General features: G+C 60.7%; 1 protein-coding gene. It reads right to left on the bottom strand.

Features of this window, described 5'->3' with window-relative positions; all coding sequences use genetic code 11:
- Nucleotides 1–9: 9 nt before the first annotated feature.
- Complete coding sequence (locus tag H6B15_RS01045) at nt 10–8,724, bottom strand: InlB B-repeat-containing protein (RefSeq protein WP_204645169.1); 8,715 nt, start codon at nt 8,722–8,724, stop codon at nt 10–12.
- Between the last annotated feature and the right edge of the window lie 643 nt (nt 8,725–9,367).

Raw genomic sequence — 9,367 nt, forward strand, 5'->3', positions numbered from 1 at the left:
GTATAGGGATTACTTGCCTTTGCGGCGGCGCAGGATCTGCAGCACCACAATGGCGGCTGCGGCCAGCACCACGATGACAGCCAGCACGCCCAGGGCGGCCGGGTCACCGGTCTGGGGCAGGATGCCGCTCAGGACGGTGTTGCCGGAGGTCTGGGAAGAGCTGTTCTGATCGGAAGAGGCGGTGGAGCTGCTGCCCTGGTCGGAAGAACCGCCGGTGCTGCCGCTCTGGCTGCCGGAACCGCTCTGGTTGCCGGAGCCGCCCTGAGTGGGCGGGGTGGTTCCGCCTTCATCCGGATTTTCGGGAGTGGGCTCGGCGGAACGTTCACGCCATGCCACCACGAAGGGAGACAGGGAGTTCACGTGGACCGTCAGACCCGCATCGGTGAAGGTGATGTCGGACTCGGAGAAGGTCTCCAGGTCGCCGTTCAGGCACTGATGCACGATGGAGAACACATAGTCGTCACGGTTGGTGCCGTCGGGATAGGCGAAGGTCACGTTGACACCTTCCGCGGGGAACTTGCCGTCCTCCACGGGGGTCTTGTTGCCCGCGTCGTCCACGTAGTACAGCTTCACATCATAGTAAGCGCTGCCTTCCGCATTCATCTGGAGAGACGCCTCGGCCTTCAGGAGCATGGCCTGCTTCATCTCGTCCACGGTGGCGTAGGTGTTCTGCAGATCGGCGGGAACCTCGGTCAAATCTTCGATATCCTGCACCATGACCTGCTTCCAGCCAGCATACAAGGTGATGTTGCCGGTGACCGGGGTGCTGAAATCATACAGCGCGGTCAGGGCTTCATCGGTATACCAGCCGGTGAACTGGTACAGATCCCGGGTGGGATCGGCGGGCTGGGTGGCAGTCTGACCGATCACCACGTTCTGGGATGCGATCATGTTGCCGCCGTTGGATTCAAAGCGGACGGTTGCCTTTTCCGCCGGTTTGCCGGCCACCATGATGAAGCTCACCTGGATGGCAGAGTCGGTGGAGGCGTTGGGGGCCACGGTCACATTGAGCTGACCGTCCTCACCCACCGTTGCCTGATAGTGCAGGGTATCGTTGGTGTTGTTGCAGTTGTTGTAGTAGGAATAGCCTTCCTCCACAACGGTACCGTTGATCTGGATGTCGGCGCTACGCTTCGGGCTCCAGTTGGACCAGCTTGCCGGGTCATACATGCCCACATAGACCTCGTATTCCCCTTCGGGCAGGTCAAAGCGGTAGTTGATGGACGCGGTCTTGCTGTTGCCGTAACGCAGGCTCTGGTAGATGTCGGTGGTGTTTTCCCGCACCGAGTAGCCGTCGCCGGTGTAACCGAAGCCGGATTCCTCGCTGTAGGCACCGTCGTTGACGGTGGGATCCTGCTTGAGGGTGTCGGCGCTGGCTTCCACGATGGCGGTGTAGTCGGCGCTGACCTCACCGCTGGTGGGGTTGGCGAAGTAGAGCAGATCTTCCGGCATAACCAGCGCGGTGACCCGCTTGGTGACGCCTTCACAATCTTCCAGGGTGGCGGTCAGGGTGGTGTAGCCCATGTTGTCGTAACCGGACCAGGTGACGCGGGTGTCCAGCGTCTTGCCCTGCCAGGTCACGTTGAGGGCATCAGGCAGGTTGCTGCCGTCGGCGTAAACCACCGCGGGCAGTTCGGAATTGATGATGACGGGCGCCAGCTGGTCCAGACGTGCGGTGACCCAGTTGGTCTCGTTCAGAACGCCGATGGTGTGGTCGTCGTTGACCTGCAGGGGCAGCCAGACGGTGCGGCTGTCGCTGAGGTCATTGCCGTTCCAGCGGTCGGCCATGAAGATGAACTTGCCGTTTTCGGCATCCACCGGGATCACGTAGGTGACCTGGGTATTGAAGCACTTGCCGGTGTCGTTCACCGCCGGGTTGCCCACCTTTTCCCAGCCGGAGAGGATGTTCTGGCTGCGATAGTAGACATGCTCGGTGCTGTTCCAGCCGTCGGTGCCGCTGGTGATGAGGTAATACCAGCCGTCATACTTGAACATGGCCGGGGCTTCGCGGTTGTCGTCGCTGAGGATGCGGGAAGCATACTGGGTGCCGGCTTCGGCGGTATCGCCTTCGGCCACGGGGCCGGTGTAGTCGGCGTTGAGCAGCGAGACATACAGCTTGGAGTTCATCTCGCTGGAGTAGATGACGTAGGCATCATCCACGCCGTCGCCGTTGCTGTCCACGCCCTTGTCCACGAACACGGTCATGTCACGGGCTTCGCCCAGACGGTCGCTGTTCAGGTCGAGGTCGTAGTTCATGCGGGTGATGTTGACCAGCTTGAAGGGGCCGAAGGGGGTATCGCTGACGGCGAAGCCCACCATGGCGCGGCTGTAACGGCTGGCCGGGCAATCGCCCTGGCAGCCGCCGGCCACCCAGCTGTTCAGGTCGGCACTGTTGTACAGCGGGCCGTCGGCATGGAAGACCATGACATACTGGCCGCTGGTTTCGTTGTACACGACCTTGGGACGTTCGGTGATGCAGTAGCCGCCGTACAGACCCTCAAAGGCCAGCTGCAAAGAGGTGGTCGTCTGGGTGCCTTCGGTCTGGCTGTCGGGATACAGGAAGCTGGAAGCGGTGATTTCGGTCTCATCGTAGGACTTGGCCACCCAGCTTACGTCGTGATCGTCGGTGGGAGCCACCTCAAATTCGGCGACGTAGGCGCGCAGGAAGTTCTTGATCTCGATGAAATCGGATTCGGACATGCCGTTCTGGGGTTCGGACCAGGTGCCCACTTCCTTCAGCGTATCCAGGTTACTCAGAGAGACCTGCATGGCGTTGTAGTTCTGGGTGGTGCCCTCGCCGTCGGAGCCCACGTTGGAGGTCACAGCCGCTTTGCCGGAATCCTCCACGGGCAGGATGGAATCCTGGGTGTACAGCACGGTGCCGCGGTCGGACCAGTTGTACAGGTCGGTGGAGACATAGCAGCGCACGCCGTCCACGGGACGGGTGTCGTTGGTCTTGTCCTCGCCGTACCACAGGTAAACGGTCTTGCCCTCGGTGACTTCGCCGTCGCCGTCCAGGTCATAGTTGACGCAGCCCTCGGAGGTGCCTTCCACCATGGTCAGCACCGAGCCGCCATGGGCCTGCATATCCAGACCGGTGTCGGCCTTGATCACAGAACCGGTGGTGCCGGGGATGCTGGAGTAGGTTTCGGCCACGGTGCGCAGGTTGTCGTAGATGGACTGCAGCTCGTTCATGCAGGCAGACAGGTCGCCGGTGGTGGCGGCGTCATCCGCAATGAGCTGGGCAGCCAGGTCATAGGCGCTCTGCAGGTCGGACAGGCTGTCCTTCTGTGCGGTGGCGCCGGAGCCGGTGTACTGCCAGGCTTCCAGAGCCGTTTCGGCATACACCACGCCGTTGGCCTGGTCGTTGGCCACGTTGGTCTGGATGGTTTCCACCAGAGCCTGCAGTTCCGCCTTCAGATCATCGGCGGTCTTTTCTTCCACAGCCAGCCAGCTGATGACGGGAGCCTGGGTGCCGGTGGCGGTGATGGTGTAGCTGACCTTCTGCTTCTGGTCCAGGGTGAAGGAGAAGGTGTTGACGGCGTTCAGGTTGCTGCTGCTCAGGCTGATGCTGCCGGAAGCCAGCATGGTGCCGTCCTCCGCCGTCAGGGTGACATCCATGGGACGGGTCATGTTCCACCATTCGCGGTGGGCGGAAGTGAGAACGTAGGTACCGGCCGGCAGGGTGAGCTGATAGGTCAGGGTCTCGCCCGCGGCGTTGTCATGGCCGTAGATGCCGGTATCGGTCTTGTCGGTGGTGGAGGAGTAGCCCTTGGCGCCCGCGTCGGTATCCACGCGGCCCCAGGTGCCGTTGCCGATGATCTGGTCATAGCTCTGGTTGAGCAGCTGGCTGCCCAGCAGGGCCTTGACCGCGTCATAGGGTTCGGTGGAAGTGAGCTTGGCGGGGTCGGCTTCCACCACGTCGATGTAGTAGACGGTGTTGGCGGGGACGATCTCCACCGGGATGGTGACGGTGAGCGGGACACCGATGGCGGTGGTGCCGCCTTCCACGGTGCCGGTCACGCTGCCGGTGCCGTAGGCTTCGGTGAAGCGGTCGGCAGTGTTGTTCCAGGTGATGGGCAGGGTCTTCACTTCCCCGCTGCCGGTCTTCACCTCCACCGTTTCGGGCAGGTTTTCAACGGTCTGGCCGGCTTTCACCGCCAGCAGGTCGGGCAGGTCGGTTTCCACGGAGACAAGGACGTCCTTCTCCGCTTCCAGGGCCTGGCCCAGGGTGTACAGGGCGTCGATCTTCAGCGTGCCGCTGTTCACCACAACTTTGACAGTATGCTTGGCGTAATCCAGGCCGGTGAGGGTGTAGGTTTCAAAGCGGGTGCCGCTGGCCGTGGTGGTGCCCTGGATGGCTTCCTGGGCGCCGTCCACGTAGATGGACAGGTCCGCACCGCCGTCGTTGGGTCCGACGATGGCAAAGCCGGTGCCTTCCACCGCGAAGGTGAAGGAGAAGCTGCTGCCGGCTGCCTGGCTGGTGCTCAGGGTACGGTACCAGTTATCGGCACTGCCGCCGCCGGGCTGGGAGATATCCCAGCTGCCTTCGTAGCTGACCGAGTCATCCTGGCCGTCCACCATGCTGGTGGCGTAGGGGATGGTACCGGGGATGGTGGTGATTTCCAGGTTGTCGAAGTAGACCTTGTTCCAGGAGGAGCTGAGCTTGACGCGGCCCGCATCCATGGGGTTGGAATCTTCGTAGCTGTACACCACATTGCCGTCGATGAGGGCGGTGATGGTGCTGCCGTTGGCGGCCACCTGCAGCTTGTAGCTGCCGTCGGCGCTGGCCGTGACGCTGCCGCTGCCCAGCTTGCTGCCGCCGCGGTAGAATTCCCAGGCGCCGTTGCCGTAGATGCGCAGGGTATAGCCATCCTGGTTCCAGTTCATGCCGGTCTGGGAACGCACGCCCAGTCCGGTCCACACGCCGGAAGCGGCGTCGGGAATCTGGACATCCACGCTGGCCATGTAGTTCATCCAGCGGAAGTCACCCACGATGGTGGCGGGGTCGCCGCCGTTCCACTGGCTGACGCTGGTGCTCAGTTCCTGGGTCAGGCGACCGTCCTCCACGATCCAAGCACCGTGGGTATCCAGCATGTAGCGCGGTTCGTCGCCGCGGGCTGTCATGTAATCCACGGTGGTGGTGCCGGTGAGAACGTTGTACTGCTCCATGTCGGGCTCTTCGTCATAGGTGAAGTCGTCCGCATAGAGGTAGGTATCGGTGGTGTCAGCGTTGCGGCCGGTGGAATCGGTATCCAGCACGGTGCGGTCCGGGGTGTTGATGCCCTCGGACGGCATGGCCAGTTCCTCTTCGGAGCTGTCGTTCAGGGTGGTGGCGGTCACAATGCTGTAGGCGGGAACGCTGATGATCCAGCTGCCGTCGGAAGCCTTCACCGTGCCGGTGTGCTTGAGGTAGCTGTCTGTCTCGGTGGTCCAGACCTGCAGGTCCTTGGCAGCAGCCGCAGGCAGGTCTTCCACATTGACCATGAAGGTCTTGGCGTTCTGGGTGTTGTTGACGAACACCACCGAGAAGTCTTCCCCGTTGGGGGCAGCCAGAGTCAGATAGCTGGCATCGCCGTCGATGCCGGCGGTCTGGTGCTCGTTGTCACTGCCGCCGAAGGAGCCGTGGCTGGCGCTGGAGATCATGCGCCAGATTTCGTTCTGGGTGGGATCGCTGTTCTCCCAGCCGGTGACGGCAAAGCGGGAGAAGTGGGCCAGCATCTGCAGAGCGGGATCGTAGTGGATGTAGCCGCTCCAGGGATCGCGGGCACTGAGAAGTTCCTTGTGGCCATACTGGATGCCTTCATAGAAGCTGCCGATGGCCGGCTGGAACACGTAGTGAGAACGGCGGGAAGCCATGAAGGCGTTGGGGATGCTGTCCATCAGGGCCAGGGGGCTCTGGTAGCCGCCGATGCTCTCATAGCCGTATTCGCTGTTCTTGTTTTCCTGCAGTTCGGTGTAGCCGAAGGTGGCGCAGCCTTCGCTGTACCACACTTCCTTGTCGTCCACGTCGGCCATGGTCACATAGTCGTCGGTGGCGTTGGTGCGGTAGTGGAAGCCGATGACGTCCACCGCATTGTACAGGTCCTCATCCGCCCGCATGGAAGGAACGATCTGCAGACCCTTGTTCTCGTCCGAAGCGATGATGCGGATGCTGTGATAGGCGTCGATGGCCGCCTGGTCAAAGTATTCGGGGAAGTTGGTCTCGGTCTCGATCCGGTTGGCGAACCACTTGATGAAATCTTCATCGGGGTTGCTGGTTTCGTTGGTATCCGGGTCGATCATGTCGATGACATAGCCGAACTTTTCGTAGGCGTCAAAGATGGTCTCGCTGTACCACTTGTACATGGCTTCATAGCCTTCGGTGGTCTTGTTGGAACCGTTCCACTTCTGGGCTACCCAGTCCGGCATGCCCCAACGCAGGATGCTGACCTTGACTTCGGGGTTGATCTTCTTGGCGTCGGCCGCCATGACAAAGCCGGGAGAGCGGGAAGCGTCGGCTTCCTCATCCTCATACCGCATGGTGCAGGCTTCGGCGCCGGTGGAGTTGTTGCCGTCGTTGCCCATCTCCATCTTGATATGGGTGAACAGCGGATACTTGCCACCGAAGAGGTATTCCATCATTTCCCAGTAGGCTTCGGGGTCTTCGGCCTTGTAGTCCAGCAGCAGGTTGCTGGTGGAGTTGCCGTTGAGCATGCCCCAGCCCTTCCAGGTCAGGCCGTTCTCGTTGGCGGCGGCTTCGTCCACCGCTTCCTTGGTCAGGGTGACCTCGGTGGGGTTGACTTCGGAGATGGCTGCGTTCAGTTCGGCCGCCGCCTCGTCGATGCGGGTCTGGTCGTCGGCAGTGAGCTGGTCATTGGCCAGCAGTTCCTCGCCGGCTGCCAGGGCCGCTTCCAGGCGATCGCTGGTCAGGCCGCCTTCCACCAGGGCCTTGGCCTTGGCAACGGCGGCTTCCAGCTCGGCGGTGTTCACCGTGGGCAGGTGGTCCTTCTGGTAGGCGCGATAGGCAGTCTCGGCCATGGCAGTGGCGGAATCCAGCGCCACACTGCCGATGACGATGTTGTCGAAGGAGCCTTCCATCAGGTAGTTGGTGTTGAAGCTGCGGGCCAGCATGGCGGACAGGTCATCCATGGTGCTGAGCTTGAAGCCCACATCGGCCACGCTGCCGGCCAGGGCACCGTTGATGTAGATTTCCACCGCACCGTTGGCGCCGTTATCCTCATGGTAGACAAACGCCACCGAGTTCCAGTCGTTCTGGACCGCGCCGGTCAGCTGGATGCTGTTGGTGTTGATGCCGCCGTTGTCCGGGCCGTAGCCGAACTTGCCGTCCCAGGTCAGCACATGCAGGCTGTTGGAGCCATCGCCCACCGTGAAGGCGGTGCGCTGGGTGGACACGTTGGTGTCTCCGCTGGGAGAGGTGGGCATCACGTCAAACAGGACGGTGAACGCGGTGGATTTCAGCGCGCTCACATCGCTGACGGAAGCATGGTAGGAATTGGCGTTGTTCCACTGGACGTTGTTGGTGAAGACGGTATCCATGCCGGAAACCTTCTTGGTCACCGCGCCGGTGGCGTAGGTCAGGCCGCCGTTTTCCTCCAGAGCACCGCCGAAGCCCTCCGGCAAGGTGGGCTTGGTCGGCTGGGTGTCCGGATCCTGGGGCGCATCGCCGGTGCGCTCCACACCCACCCAGCAGACGGCCGCCGCATTGGAGCCGGTGGGGGTCAGGGTGTAGGTGACGGTCTGGGCCGTCTTGACGGTGAAGGAATAGCTGTGGCTGGCGGACTGGTTCTTGGCCAGCGCCGCGATGGTGCCGGCATCCAGGGTCTTGCCGTCCACCGTGACCGTTGCCTTCATGGAACGGTTCTGGTTATCCCACCAGTCATGATGGCCGGAAGTGATGGTGTAGACGCCGGGTTCCAGGGTAAAGCGGTATTCCACCGTGCCGGTATAACCGCTGCCGTACACGCCGGTCACGTATTTATCGTTGGTGGCGCTGAAGCCCTTGGTGGAGACACCGTTGTCCACCAGGCCCCAGGAATTTTCGTCCGGGGAGAAGCGGTCGTAGGTGCCGTTCAGAAGGGCATCCCCCACCAGAGCCTTGACGGCATCGTAAGGTTCGGTGCTACCCACAGAGTTGATGTCGGGATTGCCATTGGCTGCCGTGGTGTCCACAAAGTAGACCAGGTTTTCGGGCACCACTTCCACGGTGTAGGTGGTACCGTCGGCTGCCTGGGCGGTGACAGTCTCATAGGCCGTGGCAAAGGTCTCGCCGGTCACACCGTCGGCCCAGGTAATGCCCGCGGGCACCTGGCCCGCATAGGTGGCAATGTGGGTGGTCTGGTTTGCCAGTGTGGCCACCTCATTGGCCGGCGCCTGCTCGGCGGGGGTTTCTTCCGGCTGCGGGGCGGGTACCGGGGTGGCGGAATCGGTGGAGGCCTCCTGCTGATCAGAGGTGCCCTCCTCCCCTTCCGTCGTGGCCGTCGGGGTGGGCTCGGGCTCCGATTCGGCGGTGGGAGCGGGGGTCGCTTCCTGTGCCGGATCGGACACTGTGCCCTCGTCCTCCGTCGGCGTTTCCTGTTCCTCGCTTTGGACGACTGCCGACTGTTGTGTCGAAGTCGGCGCCGCGTCGTCGGCCAGAGCGCTGCCGGGCACCAGACCGGCTATCATACCGACAGCCAGAATGGACGCCAGGATCCGCTTACCGGATGGCTTGGCTTTTCTCATCTTGAAACATTCTCCTTCCTTGTGCTTTTTTTGCCCAATTTTTCAACTTGAACCAAAATTGAGCCAACGACACAAAATTATTATAGAAAATGCCATTTTTCATCAACATGCAAATTTCCAAGTTTTTCCTGCATTTTTTCACACAATTGTGATAATCCCATCAAGGTTTTACATTTAATCTTTATATTTTACATTTTCCCCTGCACTCAATCCCTTTTATAAGTCTTCAATTCATGTTTGCTTATACACTGGTGTAAATAAAATGTATTGGGATTATAAAGTATCTTAATCTGTATCCAATCAAGTGTTAAAACCAGCACGTACAACATTCTCGTCTTTTAAAGTTACAATTTTTTAGCTTGCTCTATACAGTCGAAAAGACGGCCAAAAATATGTCGGCAGGAGGAAAAAGAAGACGGGACGTTTCTTTACGGTTCCATCTGGAATTTTCCGGATCTTGATGATGACTATTCGGCGCCAATCAAACCACCCGTTGAACGGGTGGTTTGAACAGACCCTATAAGGGCCTATCTCCTGTGGTCGCTCCCTAAAGGGGGCCCCGAAAAGTCTGGCAACCACACTTTTACCACGGGCCGCCCCCTACTCGGGGGCATTTTTTATGCCTTCTTTGCGTTCTCCCCTG

It is taken from the genome of Gemmiger formicilis, from assembly GCF_016900095.1.
Taxonomy (GTDB): Bacteria; Bacillota; Clostridia; order Oscillospirales; family Ruminococcaceae; genus Gemmiger; species Gemmiger formicilis_A.